The following is a 15,108-nucleotide window of genomic DNA, read 5'->3' on the forward strand; positions in this document are numbered from 1 at the left end:
TTGCTATGATAGCGCAGCGCAAACCCAATCAGGATAAGGGTTTCGAAGATTTACGCGGTTCCGGGGCCGATATCGCAAGGAAACCGCAATTTTTGCTGTCGGCGCCTCCCGCGGATGGCTGAAACCCAGTATGGACGGGGCTTGGCGTTGGATTTTGCCAACGTTCGGCGCGTCTTTTTCGCCGTCCGGCGAGCGGCCCGCGCGGACGGTAACGTTCGACCCGCTCTTGCGAGCCTCCAATTCCGTCCGGCATGACCGATCCGCTGATCCCCGCTGTCGTCGCTTTTCGCGATAACGGCTCGCTTTATTCGCCGCTTTATAACGACATTTATCACAGTGTCGTCGGCGGTCTCGAACAATCTCAATACGTTTTTCTGCGCGGTAATGCGTTGCCGGAACGATGGCAAAAACGCCGCGTTTTCACCGTGCTCGAAACCGGTTTCGGCATGGGCATCAACTTTCTGATGACGTGGGCCGCGTGGCGCGCCGATCCGGCGCGCTGCGAGCGGCTGCATTTCGTGTCGACCGAGAAGCATCCGTTCCTTCTGGACGATTTGCGCACCGTCTACGCCAAAACCATTTCCGACCCGACCATTAGCGCGCTGGCGGAAACGCTGGCCGACGCCTGGCCGATGCTGGTTCCGGGCACGCATCGGCTCGAATTCGACGAGGGCCGCGTCGTGCTCACGCTGGTATTCGGCGACGCGCTCGAGAGCTTGCCGGCGTTGAGGCTACGCGCCGACGCGTTCTATCTCGACGGTTTCGCGCCGGCCAAGAACCCCGAACTCTGGACCCCGGCGATCTTCAAGTCGCTCGCGCGCCTGGCGGGCGAGGGCGCGACCTTCGCCACTTACAGCAGCGCCGGCGACATCAAACGCGCGTTGACGCAATGCGGCTTCGAGTACCGCAAAGTGGACGGCTTCGGCTGGAAACGGGCGATGCTGGTCGGCCATTTCGCGCCGCGCTGGCGCGTGCGGCGTTATGAACCGCCAGCGCCGCTTGCGGTGGAAGAACGGCACGCGGTGGTGATCGGCGCGGGGCTCGCGGGCTGCGCGGTGATCGAGCGGCTCGCGGCGCGCGGCTGGCGCGTGACGTCGCTGGAGCGGCATGCGTCGGTGGCCCAAGACGCGTCGGGCAATCCCGCCGGCGTGTTCCATCCCATGATTTCCCGCGACGACAGCGTCGCGTCGCGCGTGACGCGCGCGGGCTTTCTATACACGCTCAGGCGCTGGGCCGCGCTGGAACGGCTCGGCCATCAACCGTTGCGCGGCGCGCGAGGCCTGTTGCAAATCGCCGCGGACGACGACGAAGCCCGCTCGATCGGCGACGCGATCGCCGCGTTCGGCTATCCGTCCGAGTACGTCACGCCCGTGTCGGCGCAAGACGCGCAAAAACTCGCCGGCATGCCGCTCGCGCGGGGCGGCTGGTTCTTTCCACACGGCGGCTGGATCGATCCGGCTTCGCTGTGCGCCGCACAATGCGCCGCGGCGGGCAACTTGCTTGAACGTCGCTTTGGCGTGGACGTCGCGCGAATCGAGTGGGATGGCGACCAATGGACCGTGTTCGACACGTCGGGGCAAGCGGTGGCACGCGCGCCGGTGGTGATCGTCGCCAGTGCGCACGATGCCGCGCGCATCGCCGGTTTGCGGCATGCGCCGACGCGCAGCATCCGCGGCCAATTGACCTTGCTGCCAGCCGGCGCGGTCGCGCCGCTGGCGCTGCCGGTGATCGGTGAAGGCTACGCGGTGCCGCTCGTCGACGGCGTCACGCTGACCGGCGCGACCTACGAACTGGACGATCCCGACACATCGCTGCGCGCGGACGGCCATCTGGAAAACCTCGAGCGCGTCGCGCAGATGCTGCCGGCGTTCTCGGGCGTTGCGTCGGCGACAGCGACGGCTCAAGCCTCACAAGCTGCTCAAGCCGGCCGAGCCGGACAGATGCCGTCGGCCGCGTTGGCCGGCCGCGTCGCCTTCCGCTGCGTCACCAGCGACCGCATGCCGATGATCGGCCAACTCGCCGACGAAACCCTCGCCACACGCGACGCCCAACGTCTGCGTGGCGCCTGGCCGCTCGACCTGCCGCGCACGGACGGCTTGTACGGCGCCTTCGCCTACGGTTCCCGCGGCCTGGTGTGGGCGGCGCTCGGCGCGGAACTGATCGCGTCGCAGCTCGAAGGCGAGCCGTGGCCAATCGAACGGGATCTGGCAGAGGACATCGATCCGGCTCGCTTCCTCCTGCGAGCATTGCGTCAGGGCACCGTGAGTTAACCGCGCGTCGAGCCGTGTGAACCGTGTTAACCCCGGTGGATAACTTATCCACCACACCCTGTGGATAAGCTTGCCGTTAACCGGCGAAACTCATGTGGAACCGTTGTGGACGTAAACGGGGTAACTTTGCCGCCGCCGGAAATCGCCAAAAGTTACCCCTGTATACCCGCCGCTCCCGCACAAGCTGTGCATCCGGTTATGCCGTCGGCAAGCTGATGATTCATTTCGGTAAACAGGAGTTATCCACAGAAACCGAGGCAGCTTGTTAACTGTTACTACGTATACATACGGTAAACCTGTAAACAGAAAGACCGAGGCGAGCTGGAAAGCGGTCGTCATCGGAAAGCCCGGCCAACCGCCCTCCAAACCGCCCCAAAATTTCCGGTTAACCTTCCCGAAAAACACATCTAGCTCCGTCAAACTGAACGTCCAGACGACCCAAGCTCATCTCAAAACGGTCGCTTTTTCCTCATGCTGCGAAGATAACGTACGTTTTTACCGTTTTGCCTGCATGTTCGCGCCTTTTCGGTCAACTCTGAAAAAGCTATGGCACAATCGCCGTTCTTTTCCGCGTCGTGCTTCGCCTCTAGCGGCACACGCAACAACGGAACGGTGCCGCTCAATCAGAATCTGATTCAAAGTCGCCGGCGTTCTTTCACCGTGCCGTGCCGGTTGCTACGGCCGCACTCAGGAATGCGCCGGGCTCCCAGCGGCTGCGGTGCATTCAGATCATCCGATCGTTGAAAAACTCGCAACGCGGGTCACGCGAAGCGGTCGCGACTGTGAGCGCTTCATGCGCTCGCCCGCTCGCCGGTGTTCGCGCCGGTTCGTGTCGCCTGCCGTTGCTGCCAAGGAGAACCCATCACGATGAAGTCGGCGTTTTCATTCTTTCCGGCCTGGCCTCTCGCACCCGACGCCATTTTTTGGGCGGGTCTCGCCTTGCTTGCCGCCGGCCTGTGCGGTGAACTGTGTTATCGCGCGTGGCGTCTGCCGCGCATTTCCGGCTATGCGGTGATTGGTCTCGTCGCCGGCGCGGCCGGTTCGGGCGTGATCGATGCCGATTCCGCCAGCGCCGCGCGACCTTTGCTCGACGTCGCGCTCGGTTTGCTGTTGTTCGAACTCGGTAGCCGGCTCGATTTGCGCTGGATTCGCCGCAACCCTTGGCTGATCCTGTCGAGCGTGGCGGAAGCGACGCTGACGTTCGCGTTGGTGTTGCCGGTTTTGCTGTTGCTGAACGTACCGGTGATCGTGGCGACGGTGCTCGCCGCGATTGCGATGGCCACCTCGCCCGCGATGGTGATCCAGCTCAAAACGGAATTGCGCGCGGAAGGCCAGGTCACGCAACGCATGCTGACCTTGACCGCGTTGAACAGCATGTACGCCGTGGTGATCGAAAAGCTGGTGTCGAGCTGGTTGCATCAGGAGGCTTACGGCAATGTTTTCGCCACCATCCTGCAACCGCTGTATCTGCTGGTCGGCTCGCTCGTGCTCGCCTATCTGCTCGCGCGGACCTGCACGTTCTTTTATCGCCGTCTGAACATGCAGGACGAGCATTCGTTTGTCGCGCTGTTCGGCCTCGTGTTGCTGGCGATCGCGGTCGCGCATCTGTTCAAGCTCTCGACGATTCTGGCGCTGCTCGCGGCCGGCATCATCGTGAAAAATCATGAGGCGCGTCCGCAATTGTGGCCGGAGCATTTCGGTACCGCCGGCTGGTTGCTGACCGTGATTCTGTTCGTGCTGACGCTGACTTCGTTCGAATGGAAAGATATCGCGCTCGGCGGCGTGGCGGCATTGGGCCTGATCGTTGCGCGTCTCGTAGCAAAACTGGTCGGTGTGCTGGCTTTCGCGAAACCGAGCGGCTTGAACTGGAAGCAGGGCATAGCGCTCGGTTTATCGTTATCGCCCATGTCGGCGCTCGCGTACCTGCTGGTTGACGATACGTACAACCTGTATCCGAACTTCGATCCGCAACTGCGCGCGATCGTCATGTGTTCGATTTTCGTGCTGCAGATTCTCGGGCCGTGGCTCGTTTATCGCAGTCTCGCGATGGTGGCCGAGCGGCGCGAAGCGTAAGCGCTCGGCGCTGCTCGATGTTTCATCCGCCTGATTCGACTTACTCGAGTTATTCGATTCAAAAACGGCCGGGCAGGCGACAACTTCCCGGCCGACTGACACAGGGGACGCTATGTCACTCGAACCCTTCATCGATTCGAAACCGTTTACCTTCGGTGTCGAACTCGAGATGCAGATCGTCAACACGCACGACTATGATCTGACCAAAGCCGGCTCGGATCTGCTGCGCCTCATCAAGGATGAAAAAATTCCCGGCAACATCACGCCGGAAATTACCGAAAGCATGATCGAGCTGTCGACCGGCATCTGCACGACGCACGAGCAGGCCGTCACCGATTTGCGCAAGATTCGCGACACGCTGGTTTCCGCGGCGGATCATCTGAACGTCGGTTTGTGCGGCGGCGGCACGCACGCGTTCCAGCAATGGAGCGAACGGCAGATCGTCGATACGCCGCGCTTTCAGTACCTGTCCGAGTTGTACGGCTATCTGGCCAAGCAATTCACGGTGTTCGGCCAGCACGTGCATATCGGCTGTCCTGATCCGAACAGCGCGCTGTATCTGTTGCATTCCATGTCGCGCTTCATTCCGCATTTCATCGCGTTGTCGGCTTCGTCGCCGTTCGTGCAAGGCGTCGACACCGGCTTTCATTCGGCACGCCTGAATTCCGTGTTCGCGTTCCCACTGTCGGGCCGCGCGCCGTTCGTGCTGACGTGGGACAGCTTCGAGGAATATTTTTCGAAGATGGTCCACACGGGCGTGGTCAATAGCATGAAAGATTTCTACTGGGACATCCGGCCGAAGCCAGGTTTCGGCACGATCGAAGTACGCGTGATGGACACACCGCTATCGGTGGATCGCGCGGCGGCGATTGCCTGCTACATCCAGACGCTGGCGCGGCATTTGCTGCTCGACAAACCGATCACACCGCAGGAAGACGATTACCTCGTCTACACCTTCAATCGCTTCGAAGCGTGCCGCTTCGGTCTGGCCGGCACCTGCATCAATCCGCAAACCGGCGAACGCAAGACGATTTCCGAAGACATTCTCGAAACGCTCGATCTGATTGCACCGCACGCCGAAGCATTGGGTTCGGGTAATGCGCTTGCCGAGATCGGCGCGATCGCGCGCGGCCAGGTGAACGATGCGACCTGGGTGCGTGGCGTGTTCGAGAAAGAAAAATCCTTGCACGAAGCTGTCCGTCAGCAATGTCTGCAATGGCGAGCCTAGTCAGGATTAAAACGGATTACGTCAAACCGTAAGGAAACCCGCTTCGTGCGGGTTTTTTTATGTAATTTATTTTTCCAGCCGGACGTGTCTTAGGTTTTTATAAAGTTAACGTATACCAAAGTAGTAGTAGTTAACAAGCATCGCCCAGGCCTGTGGACAACTGAATAATTCCCTGCAAAGTCAACGTGCTGCGTAAACCATAACCGGTCGGGACGTGAGCACATCGACGCCGGTATACGAGGACAACTTCAGCAGGTAAAAACACCGCCTGGATGGTTATCAAGAATCGGTGCACAAGCCGTCCCCAGGTTTTCCCGTGGTTATCCACAGCTTGCCCTGGATAAGTTAGCTGTACGATTCGCCGCTCTCGCATAGAATGTCGTTTTCGCAGCCTTGGCTGGTCAGGCGGCAAATTTTTGAGATAGTAGAAACCGTCTTGTCCGTAGTTGGGCAAGGCTACCCCCACAGGCTGCGGGCGCGGTCGGCGAGCAAGTCGCCGGTCTTGAACCAAGGCTGTAAATAAACGAATCGAAGATTATGAGCGAAGGCGTATACGGAGAACAGGCAGCCGGGCGGGTGACCCACAGCCTCTTGCGATTGAGCACGGCGATGCGAAGCCAGGCTTGGGAATGGGCCGAAGGCGCGGGTCTCACCCCGACGCAAGGCGAAATTCTCGTCCTGCTGATGCAGCGCAAAGGCCCGATGCGCCTCGGCGAAATCGCCCGTGAAACGGCTCTGACCGCAGCGACCACGAGCGATGCGGTCAGCACGCTCGAAACCAAGGGTCTGGTCGAAAAGCGCCGCGCACTCGACGACGGCCGCGCGCTCGCGGTTCGTCTGACGGCACGTGGCCGTACCGCTGCGAAGCGCGCCGCGCAATGGCCGGACTTCCTCGCGAAGGCGGTCGGCACGCTGCGTGACGATGAGCAGTCGGTGTTCTATCGCACGTTGCTCAAGACCGTCCATCAGCTGGAAGCGCAAGGCACGATTCCGCCGCACCGCATGTGCCTGAGCTGCGCGCATTTCGAGCCGAGCAAGAATCCGAAGAAGACGCCGCATCACTGCTCGCTGCTCGACATGAACATGTCGGACACGAACGTGCGTCTGGATTGCTCGGTCTACGAAATCGCCGACGTCGCCACCCAGAAAAAGACCTGGAAGATCTTCGCCCAGTAAGGCGGCTTCTTCCGGGACAATCCGCTACACTGCCAAGCCGGCTTGGGGTGGCATAAGCCACCCTGAGCCGATCGGCGCCGCGTAGCGGCAAGTCTTTAGTCAACCTGAAGGTGGGTCAGGCCGATGAATCGCGAAGTTCTGGCCATTCGCCATGTGCACTTCGAGGATCTGGGCAGTCTTGAGCTGGTGCTCGGCGAGCGCGGCCGTCCGGTCCGTTATCTCGACGTCGGCTTAGGCCGTATCGAGGCGCCGAATCCGGTGTCCGCGTCGGTCATGGTGGTGCTCGGCGGGCCGATCAGCGCCACCGACGACGCGCTTTATCCGACGCTCGTGCCGCTGCTGTCGCTGATCGAAAAACGCATTGCTGCCGGTTTGCCGACGCTCGGCATCTGCCTCGGCGCTCAACTGATCGCCCGTGCGCTCGGTGCGCGGGTTTATCCCGCCGGGCATACCGAACTCGGCTGGACACCGCTCACGCTGACCGATGCCGGTCGCGCTTCGCCGGTGCGCCACCTGGACGCCGCGCAAACCTCCATGCTGCATTGGCATGGCGATACCTTCGATCTCCCTGACAACGCCACGCGTCTTGCTTCCACGCCGGCCTGCGAAAACCAGGCGTTCAGTTGGGGCAATCATGTGCTCGGTTTGCAATGCCATCCGGAGATTCGCACCGATCGCTTCGAACCCTGGCTGATCGGCAATGCGTGCGAGCTTGTCGGCCACGGTATCGATGCACGCCAGTTGCGCGCCGAAACCGCGCAGTTCGGCCCCGCACTGGAAGCCGCTGCCTGCCGGATGTTCGGCGAGTGGCTCGATCAAGTCGAGCCAAAGCCTTAAGCCCTTCGCTCAAGCGACCCCTGTCTGCAGTAAATTCCCTGCGGTGCTATGCTCGATCGCTCTCGGGTTTCTACTGGGCGACATCCATGAGCGCGCTTTTTTCTCCGCTTACGCTGCGTAGCGTGACGCTTCCCAATCGTATCGTCGTGTCCCCGATGTGCCAGTATTCCGCCGATCGTGGCGAGGCCACCGCGTGGCACATGATCCACCTCGGCAGCATGGCTTTGTCGGGCGCCGGCATGTTGTGCATCGAGGCGACCTCGGTCGAACCGGACGGCCGCATCACCCCCGGCGATCTCGGCCTGTGGGACGACGCGACAGAAGCCGCGCTCGTGCCGGTGCTGGCCGCGATCCGCAAGCATTCCCACATCAAGGTGACGATGCAGTTGTCGCACGCCGGGCGCAAGGCATCGAGCCAGGCGCCGTGGGAAGGCGGCCAACTGATTCCGGTGTCGCAAGGCGGCTGGTTGCCGCATGCGCCGTCGGCGCTGCCGCACAAGGCCGGCGAAGAGCCGCCGTTGGCGCTCGATACGCCCGCGCTGAACCGGATTCGCGAAGCGTTCGCGGCCTCCGCGCGGCGTGCGGCGCGCCTCGGTATCGACGGTCTGGAAGTGCATGCGGCGCACGGTTATCTGCTGCATCAATTCCTGTCGCCGATCGCCAACCAACGTACCGACGACTACGGCGGTTCGCTCGAAAACCGCATGCGTTTTCCGCTGGAAATCTTCGACATCGTGCGCGCCGCGTTTCCCGCCGACAAACCGGTCGGCGTGCGTGTCTCGGCAACCGATTGGGTCGAGGGCGGCTGGACGCTCGAAGACACGATCGCGTTCGCGCAGGAATTGAAGAAGCGCGGCTGCGACTGGATCGACGTGTCGTCCGGCGGTGTCTCGCCGTTGCAGAAGATTCCGCTCGAACCGGGCTATCAGATTCCGTTCGCGAAGGCGGTTAAAGAGGCCACCGGCCTCACGACCATCGGCGTGGGCCTGATCACCGATCCGCTTCATGCCGAGCAACTGATCGAAGCCGGCGACGCCGATCTGATCGCGCTGGCCCGCGCATTGCTGTACAACCCGCGTTGGCCGTGGCACGCCGCAGCGCAACTCGGCGCGACGGTCGAGGCGCCGCCGCAATACTGGCGTTCGCAACCGCGCGAGCAAAAAGCGCTGTTCGGCGACATTTCGTTCGGACAACGTTGAAGCGGGTGAGGTGCGTGACACGATCACGTCTTTTTGACGGTTGAAGGATGCCGTCTGGAGCGTGTAGGATGCCGGATGTGGCGTAGGTGCGCCGCAAGTCGACGCGGCGCTCGCAAGGCGCCGCGTTTGCTATCCGCGTCGGAAAAAAGCAGCGCGTCAGACGCGGGCATGTCCGGCGGCTGCCGGACCTCATCCCCGTTATTCACAAGGATTCATTCAATGAGTTCACGCAGGATCGCCGTGCGCCGTTCGGGTGTGCACGGCAAAGGCGTGTTTGCCATCGAACCGATCAAAGCCGGCGAGCGGCTAATCGAATACAAGGGCGAGCGGATCTCCTGGAAGGAAGCGTTGCGTCGGCATCCGCATAATCCGGCCGAACCGAACCACACGTTCTATTTCGCGCTCGACAGCGGCAAGGTGATCGACGGCAAGGTCGACGGCAACAGCGCGCGCTGGATCAACCACTCGTGCGCGCCGAATTGCGAAGCCGAGGAAATCGACGGTCACGTGTACGTGCACGCGCTGCGCGACATTGCGGAAGGCGAGGAAGTCTTTTACGACTACGGCCTCGTGATCGACGCGCGTCAGACGAACAAGTTGAAGAAGGAATACGAATGCCGTTGCGGCGCGCGCAAGTGCCGCGGCACGATGCTGGCGCCGCCGGAGAAAGAGAAGGGCGAGAAGTCGGCCAGGAAGGCCAGCAAGAAAGCGAAGAAGAAATGAAAACGCGGGCTGCCGCGAGCTCACTTCAGTGAGCGATCGCGGCAGCCCGCGTGGGGTATCCCTACGTTAGATGTCGATCGGCGCCGAGTGCGCCGATTTTTTTACCGGACGCCGTTCGTCGGCAACCGGCTCGTTCTGCACGGTGATCGGCACGAGCGGAATACGCACGATGAAACGTGCGCCGCCATCGGGCGCATCTTCGTAATGCACGCTGCCGTGATGCAGCACCATGATGTCGTGAACGATCGCGAGGCCGAGACCGGCGCCGCTGTCGACTCCGGCTTCCGTCTGACCGTCGCCGCGGAAAAAGCGTTTGAACAGATCCGCTTGCTGCGTGAAGGGCACGCCCGGTCCGTTGTCTTCGACGATGATCTCCGCCATGCGCAATTCGTCGATCACCGTTTGCGACACCGTCACGGTGATACGTCCGCCATCGAAGCGCGACGGCGGCACGTACTTCAGCGCGTTATCCAGCAGATTGGCGATCACTTCGTGCAGCAACACCGGATTGCCGCGCGCGATCAACGGCTGCGCGTTGGCGGGGTCATCGAGGCGCTGGAAGCCGAGGTCGACCTGGAAGGTCAGCGCGCGCGGCACCCATTCCGCGCCGGTGTCGAACGCGAGCGCGGCCATGTCGACATTGACGAAGCGTGCCGCCTGTTCACCCGGCTCGGCGCGCGCAAGCGACAGCAACTGATTCGACAAGCGCACCGCACGGTCGGCCGCCGCGCGTAGTTCGCGAACCGCCTTGAGCGTCTGCTGCGGGTCGCGCGCAACGGCCGCCTGTTCCGCGTGCAACTTGACGGCGGTGAGCGGCGTACGCAACTGATGTGCGGCGTCGGCGATGAATTTGCGCTGACCGTCGAGCGCGGTTTTCAGACGATCGAGCAGCGCGTTCAGCGCGCCGGTCAGTGGCCGGATTTCGACCGGCACATAGGTTTCGTCGACCGGTTCGAGCGAGGTGTGCGTCTGACGATTCAACGAGTCGGCAAGATCGGTCAGCGGATTGAGCTGCTGATTCACCACGCGCCACACGATCACCCAACCCGCCAGCAGCAGCAACAGCAGCGGCATCATGATCGCGACCAGAAACTCGGCGGCGATCCTGAAGCGGTGATGCACCGGCTGCCCGACTTCGACGACGATCGGATTGCCGCTCGGTTGATCGACGCGCACCTGAGCGACGCGCACGGTCGTGCCCTCATGCTGCGTCTCGAACACATAGGCGTAGTGCATCCGTCGTACGCTGGTGCCTTGCAGCGGCAGATTGTGGTCGCCGGCGATTTCGGTATCGCCGTTGCTGATCCGGTAGACCAGATTTTCGGCCGGGTCGGAGAACATGGCTTGCGCGAGCGGTGGCACCGTGATGCGGGCATCCGGTCCGGCAATCTGGATCTGCTTGGAAATTGCGGTGGCGAGGTCGGCGAGCGAACGGTCGACCACGTGTTGCGTGTATTGCCACGCGAGCCAGTAAGCGATCAGGCCGCTCATCAGCGCGAGCAATGAAAGGGGAGCAGCGAGGCGCCGCAGCAGCGTGCGGCGCAGACTATTGGCGGCCGGCTGGGGCATGATCGAACGCGCGGGAAAGTAGCTACGGCACAGACGCCGTGAAATTCCGCCGGGTGCCGGCGTGGTGCGCACCGAGTGCGCGGCGCCGGCCCGGCGCCGTCAGGCCACCATGACGATGGCGGCCTTCATGACGATTATGCGGCCTGACGGATTTCCTGCAACAGGTAACCGAAGCCGCGCACCGTGACGATCTCGACACGGCAGTTCTCAAGCTTTTTGCGCACCCGGTGCACGTAGACTTCGATCGCGGTGTCGCCGAGATCGCCGCCGAAATGCGTCAGGTGGTCTTGCAGTTGCGCCTTGCTGACCACGCGGCCGTGGCGCAGCAACAGCATTTCGAGCACCGCGAATTCACGCGGCGACAGTTCGAGCGGCTTGTCGTCGTTGAAAATACGACGGTCGACGCCCGACAGACGCACACCGCCCAGCGACACTTCCGGACGCGGCATATCGCCGTGCGGACCGCTGCGGCGCATCACCGCGCGAATGCGTGCTTCGAGTTCGGTGGGTTCGAACGGCTTCAGCATGTAGTCGTCGGCGCCGGAATTCAGGCCCTGGACACGGTCGTTCAATTCGTCGCGCGCGGTGAGAATGATCACCGGCGTATGACGGTTGCTCTGGCGGAAACGCGACAGCAGCGTCATGCCGTCGATACCGGGCAGACCCAGATCGAGGATCACGAGCTCGTGGCGGTTTTGGGTCAGGGCCTGTTCGGCGAAAATACCGTCATGGACCATGTCGACGGTGAAGCCGGCTTGTTCGAGACTACTTTGGATGCCGCGTGCGATGGGGCGGTCATCTTCGATCAGAAGGAGTCGCATGGATTTCGCTCAAGTACAATGGGTTTAGGCGTTTGGGCAAGCGGTTCGCCGGGGCGCCTGCTGCACAGATCTGGAGAGCGATCACGACGTCATGTCCGAAATAAGCATTCACGAACTGGAAGCCGCGATCAACTTCTGGCGCGCCCGCTCACCATCAAGCGGCGACGAACTCGTTCTGTGCAAGGAGGCAAGCGCGCTCTCCAAGCCGTATGCGCTGATGATTGTACAGCGTCAGCACACGCTATCACTGGAACGTTTGGACGGGATTGCCAGGCAAGCATGGGAATCTTACGTGCGGCTTAATAATAGCCTGTAGAACTGAAGGTTTCGATAAGGGATTGCCTGCAATGCCCTTTCATTCCGTCCCATTGTTTGAATCACCGGGCATAAACGTCATCGAATCGCCTCGGATCGCGTGTATTACGCGGTAATACTATCAATGAAGGTGGCGAGTTTGATGTCGCGCTCGGTCAGTCCATTGGCGTCGTGCGTGGACAGCGTGATCTCCACCTTGTTGTAGACGTTGAACCACTCCGGGTGGTGATCCATCTCTTGCGCCTTGATGGCCACGCGCGTCATGAAGCCGAATGCTTCGTTGAAGTCGGCGAATTTGAACTGCCGCTGAATCGCATCGCGTCCGGCCACAGCTTGCCAGCCGTGCAACTGGGCGATCTTCGTCGCGCGTTCTTCGGAAGTCAGTTTGCTGATCATGATGTTTACCTCTCGGGTCTGAACGGGCCTGCCGGCCAGCAGGTCCATTCGCTATTTTTCCATGGATGCCGTCAGGCCGTTGCCAATGCGTTCAGCCGCTTCGCTCAGATATCGCCGTCGGTTTGCCAGCCTTGCTGCGAGCCACGCGTAATCACGCGATCGTGCTCGAGCACATCGCCGGCCGCGAACGCGGGCTCGCTGACGAGCTTCGCCAGAAGCGGCGCGAAATCGGTTTGCGCGACGCCGAACAACTGGGCGAAGTCGTCGATTACAAAGTAGGTTTTCTGGAACGTGTCGATGCGATAGCGCGTGCGCATCACCCGTTCCAGGTCGAAGCCGATCCGGTTCGGCGCCGCGTCGTGCTGGCTGTAGACCGTCTCGCCTTTGCTCGACACAATGCCCGCGCCGTAGATCTTCACACCGTTCGGACTCGCGGCGTCGCGGATCAGTCCGAACTCCACTGTGTACCAATAGAGACGCGCCAGCAGCGGCAGCGCGCCGGCGTCGCTGGCGGCTAATGCGGCACGGCCGTACGCGTGCATGTAATCGGCGAACACGGGGTTGATCAACAGCGGCACGTGGCCGAACAGATCGTGAAAACAGTCGGGTTCCTGCAGATAATCGAGCTGGTCCGGACGGCGCATCCACCACGTCACGGGAAAGCGGCGGTTCGCCAGATGCTCGAAGAACACCTGGTCAGGCACGAGACCCGGCACCGCGACGATCTGCCAGCCGGTGGCGGGCGTGAGCTTCGCGTTGATTTCATCGAACGACGGCACGCGATCGGCCGGCATGCCGATACGTTCCACCCCTTCAAGAAACGCGTCGCAGACGCGGCCTTTGAGCAGCGCCGTCTGGCGGGCATAAAGCTGTTGCCAGACGGCATGGTCGACCGCGCCGTAGCGTTCGGTCGGTTGATCGATGGTGAAGTCCGCGCGGGTTTCGAGGCCGGCGTCGAATTGCTCTTTCAGTTTGGCGGTGTTCGCGGTGGACATGGTGCTGGGGCTCTACGGCGTATGCCGATCAAAATCGATGATGCGAGTGTAGAGCGGCACACATGCGGAATGGGCGCAATCATGGTGTTTTATCGTGTCGATATGCAATAATCGTGCATAAAATAGCGATTACATGCGGATATCTAACATGCTAGAACTGGATCACTTCGATCTCGCGTTGCTCGACGTGTTGCAACGCTTCGGCAGGGCCACGCATCAGCAACTGGCCGAGCAGGTGCCGCTGTCGCCGTCGCAGATTGGACGGCGCTTGCAGCGGCTGGAGCAGGTCGGCGTGGTGGACGGTTATCGCGTCGTGCTGCGGCCGGAGAAACTCGGTCTCGGCGTGACCGCGTTTACCAGTTTGAAGTTGAAGCACCACGGCGATTCGATCATCGAGCAATTCCAGCAACAGATCGACGTGTTGCCCGAAGTGCTCGAATGCCATGCGGTGGTGGGCGACGCCGATTATCTGCTGCGGATTGTCGCGCCGGATCTGAACTATCTGTCGACGTTCGTGATGAAGAAGCTGATGCGCGTGCCGGGCGTGGACAGTGTGCGCTCGAATATCGTGCTGACCACGTTCAAGCGTAATGGGCCGTTACCGCTTGGGCATCTGTCGCCGGGGGGCGCCGCCGCTTGATGCGGCGGCTGTTAGAAGAGCGCGGCGTTTGTACGCCTCCTGCGTGTCCCACGCGGCCCACGCCGCGAAAAATCGCTCCGCTTAAATTTTAAGCAGCCTGCTTCGGCTCGCTCGCCGGGCTCAGCAGGTCGACGTAAGCCACCGCTACCAGATCCGACTCCGGCACACCGAGCGTTTCGAACATGGCATGCGCTTCGGCGTGGCCGCCTTCTTCGTCGTCATCTTGCGCGAGCAGCACTTCGAGTTCAACAAAGTCACCCAGACCGTCCACCCGGTCCAGATGGATTCGCGTGCGTCCAGTCAGGTACACATGGCGTTCTTTGGTGACGATGCCGCGCGTGGTCAGCGCGGTGGCGAGCAGCGCATGCATGGCTTCGGGATTCGTCACCGGGCTGCGCGTGTAGTACGAGGCCTTCGGACCATCACGATCGTCGCGCTGATAGAAGATCAGCTCGGCCGGCGTGCCGTCGTCGAACTGGCGCAGCTTCAGGCGCCCGCGCGGCACGTCGTAGAAAAAATCCTGCTGGCGGAAGATCAGCGGCGCGTCCGGCGCGAGCTTGGCTGCGCGCTCACGGAGTTGCTCGAAATGCTGGGCGCGGGCTTTGATTTCAATGTTGCGTGCCATGTCAGGTTCCTGTCGAAAGGGTGGAGTGGTCGGCGGCTTCCGGCGAGGCCGGGGCGAAGCTGCCGGGAAGGACAGAGTCAGGCGAAACGAACAACGATGCGGACCGGCGCGTCAGCGCGAACCCTCAATCTAACAAAAACTGCGTGACGGTGTGGTTTCAGATGAAGGGACAGGGGCGGGCGATGGTTGGCGGTTTGCCGGCGAGTGGCGGTGTGCAAGGCGAGTAGCGTGAGCCTGACGG

General features: G+C 61.8%; 14 protein-coding genes. 9 read left to right on the forward strand and 5 right to left on the reverse strand.

From position 1 onward, the window contains the following. Positions 1-251 precede the first annotated feature (251 nt). The 7 genes from mnmC (at position 252) to FA94_RS19800 (ending at position 9,506) form a co-directional block, all read left to right on the forward strand. A complete protein-coding gene (gene mnmC / locus FA94_RS19770) occupies positions 252-2,270 on the forward strand; it encodes a bifunctional tRNA (5-methylaminomethyl-2-thiouridine)(34)-methyltransferase MnmC2/FAD-dependent 5-carboxymethylaminomethyl-2-thiouridine(34) oxidoreductase MnmC1 (protein WP_035554293.1) in 2,019 nt (672 codons plus the stop codon). An 867-nt stretch (positions 2,271-3,137) separates the two neighbouring features. Continuing rightward, positions 3,138-4,343, forward strand: a complete 1,206-nt coding sequence (locus tag FA94_RS19775; protein WP_035554294.1) for a cation:proton antiporter — start codon at positions 3,138-3,140, stop codon at positions 4,341-4,343. Between the two features lie 112 nt (positions 4,344-4,455). Beyond that, positions 4,456-5,571 carry a YbdK family carboxylate-amine ligase gene (locus FA94_RS19780; protein WP_035554296.1) on the forward strand — a complete coding sequence of 372 codons (1,116 nt, stop codon included), beginning with the start codon at positions 4,456-4,458 and terminating at the stop codon, positions 5,569-5,571. A gap of 537 nt (positions 5,572-6,108) precedes the next feature. After that, positions 6,109-6,747, forward strand: coding sequence for a MarR family winged helix-turn-helix transcriptional regulator (locus tag FA94_RS19785; RefSeq protein WP_035554298.1), 639 nt, complete (start codon positions 6,109-6,111; stop codon positions 6,745-6,747). A 123-nt stretch (positions 6,748-6,870) separates the two neighbouring features. Then, entirely contained in the window at positions 6,871-7,584 is a 714-nt protein-coding gene (locus tag FA94_RS19790) for a glutamine amidotransferase (RefSeq protein ID WP_035554300.1), read from the forward strand. An 86-nt stretch (positions 7,585-7,670) separates the two neighbouring features. Beyond that, positions 7,671-8,783: an NADH:flavin oxidoreductase/NADH oxidase gene (locus tag FA94_RS19795; RefSeq protein WP_035554303.1), complete on the forward strand. Its 1,113-nt coding sequence runs from the start codon at positions 7,671-7,673 to the stop codon at positions 8,781-8,783. A gap of 219 nt (positions 8,784-9,002) precedes the next feature. Next, on the forward strand, positions 9,003-9,506 hold the full coding sequence (locus FA94_RS19800) for an SET domain-containing protein (protein ID WP_035554305.1): 504 nt from the start codon (positions 9,003-9,005) through the stop codon (positions 9,504-9,506). 66 nt (positions 9,507-9,572) lie between these two features. On the opposite strand, the gene FA94_RS19805 is transcribed toward FA94_RS19800, so the two are convergent. After that, positions 9,573-11,075, reverse strand: coding sequence for a sensor histidine kinase (locus FA94_RS19805; RefSeq protein ID WP_035554307.1), 1,503 nt, complete (start codon positions 11,073-11,075; stop codon positions 9,573-9,575). Between the two features lie 134 nt (positions 11,076-11,209). Next, the gene (locus FA94_RS19810; RefSeq protein WP_013590077.1) at positions 11,210-11,896 is read right to left on the reverse strand and encodes a response regulator; all 687 of its coding nucleotides are present in this window, start codon (positions 11,894-11,896) and stop codon (positions 11,210-11,212) included. Between the two features lie 91 nt (positions 11,897-11,987). Here FA94_RS19810 and FA94_RS19815 point away from each other — a divergent pair, with 91 nt between their 5' ends. Continuing rightward, positions 11,988-12,212: a DUF3717 domain-containing protein gene (locus FA94_RS19815; RefSeq protein WP_035554309.1), complete on the forward strand. Its 225-nt coding sequence runs from the start codon at positions 11,988-11,990 to the stop codon at positions 12,210-12,212. Between the two features lie 104 nt (positions 12,213-12,316). On the opposite strand, the gene FA94_RS19820 is transcribed toward FA94_RS19815, so the two are convergent. Together FA94_RS19820 and phhA are read right to left on the reverse strand one after the other, a co-directional pair. Then, entirely contained in the window at positions 12,317-12,655 is a 339-nt protein-coding gene (locus tag FA94_RS19820) for a 4a-hydroxytetrahydrobiopterin dehydratase (protein ID WP_279614176.1), read from the reverse strand. A gap of 56 nt (positions 12,656-12,711) precedes the next feature. After that, entirely contained in the window at positions 12,712-13,602 is an 891-nt protein-coding gene (phhA, locus tag FA94_RS19825) for a phenylalanine 4-monooxygenase (RefSeq protein ID WP_035554311.1), read from the reverse strand. Positions 13,603-13,750: 148 nt separating this feature from the next. On the opposite strand from phhA, the gene FA94_RS19830 reads away from it, so the two are divergent. Continuing rightward, complete coding sequence (locus tag FA94_RS19830; RefSeq protein ID WP_035554313.1) at positions 13,751-14,242, forward strand: Lrp/AsnC family transcriptional regulator; 492 nt, start codon at positions 13,751-13,753, stop codon at positions 14,240-14,242. Positions 14,243-14,330: 88 nt separating this feature from the next. Here FA94_RS19830 and FA94_RS19835 read toward each other — a convergent pair whose 3' ends face one another. Beyond that, complete coding sequence (locus FA94_RS19835) at positions 14,331-14,867, reverse strand: class IV adenylate cyclase (RefSeq protein WP_035554316.1); 537 nt, start codon at positions 14,865-14,867, stop codon at positions 14,331-14,333. Between the last annotated feature and the right edge of the window lie 241 nt (positions 14,868-15,108).

It is taken from the genome of Burkholderia sp. 9120 (assembly GCF_000745015.1).
Taxonomy (GTDB): Bacteria; Pseudomonadota; Gammaproteobacteria; order Burkholderiales; family Burkholderiaceae; genus Paraburkholderia.